The 1,123-nt window shown below is 65.5% G+C and carries 1 protein-coding gene; it reads left to right on the top strand.

What is annotated here, in order from left to right:
• Positions 1-1,055: glycoside hydrolase family protein (locus ACIPIA_RS16780; RefSeq protein WP_400511111.1), on the top strand; the 1,055-nt coding region annotated here is incomplete at its 5' end.
• Positions 1,056-1,123: the final 68 nt, after the last annotated feature.

The following is a 1,123-nucleotide window of genomic DNA, read 5'->3' as shown; positions in this document are numbered from 1 at the left end:
TCTATGCCTGGTCGAAGGAGCGCTGCGAGGAATGGCACATTCCGGACGCACCCCTGCGCGCCTTCCGGGACGACAAGGGCGAGGTCGTCGCCTTCGCCAGCCATCACCGCAACCGTGCGCTGATCGGCCCGAAGCTCGACCGGATCAAGACGACCTGCTCGCTGTCCTTCGAGGCCAAGAACAGCCCCGATCCCAGCCAGTTCAGCGACATGAGCTGGATCGCCGCGACCTGGACGGCGAACGGGCGCGACGTCTACGCGCTGATGCATGACGAATACCACGCCGATCGTCATCCCGGCGCCTGCCAGTTCAAGGAGGGCATGGCGTGCTGGTACAATGTCGTCACCGCAGCGCGCTCCAAAGATGGCGGCCAGAGCTTCAAGGTCGACGAACCGCCGACCGTCGTCGCCGCGCCCGCCTTCAGGCAGGACGTCGGCCAGGGTCGGCATCGCGGCTTCTTCAACCCCTCGAACATCGTCGAGAAGGACGGCGCCTGGTACGCGCTGATCGCGACGACGGGCGGCGAGGGCCAGAAGGGTGGCACCTGCCTCTATCGCAGCTCCGACATCAGCGATCCGAAGGCATGGCGCGCCTATGACGGCCAGGACTTCACCATTCAGGCCCTCGACCCCTATCGCGAGGACACGTCGCAGGCGAAGCCCTGCCAGCCGCTCAGGGTGTTGCCGACCGTCGTCGGCTCGGTCACGCGCCATGAGGCGAGCGGACAATGGCTCGCGATCTTCCATCTCGGCCCCGATCCCAAGCAGGGCGTCGAGGGCGGACGCGTCGCCTACAGCTGGTCGAACGACCTGATCAAGTGGTCTCCGCTGCAGACGCTCATGACCCACCCGACGATGTGGAGCAAGGATTGCGGCGATCGCGAGCGCTACTCGTACGGCGCCATCGCCGACCCCGCCTCGCCCTCGCGCAATTTCGAGACGACGGGCGACGAGCCCTACCTGTTCATGACCAAGATGCACGTCAGCAACTGCAAGATGGGGCCGCAGCGCGACCTCGTCCGCATCAAGGTCCGCATCGTGAAGGAAACGCCATGAATGCGAATGCCCCCGCGCAGCAATTTGCCGTGAACCAGGCGGTACAGTCGATGAAGATCCTGCGCGCG

Origin of the sequence: Allobosea sp. CER48 (assembly GCF_044752385.1) — a bacterium.
GTDB lineage: Bacteria > Pseudomonadota > Alphaproteobacteria > Rhizobiales > Beijerinckiaceae > Allobosea.
Note: the sequence above shows the minus strand (reverse complement) of the source record. Positions and strands in the feature narration are given on the sequence as shown.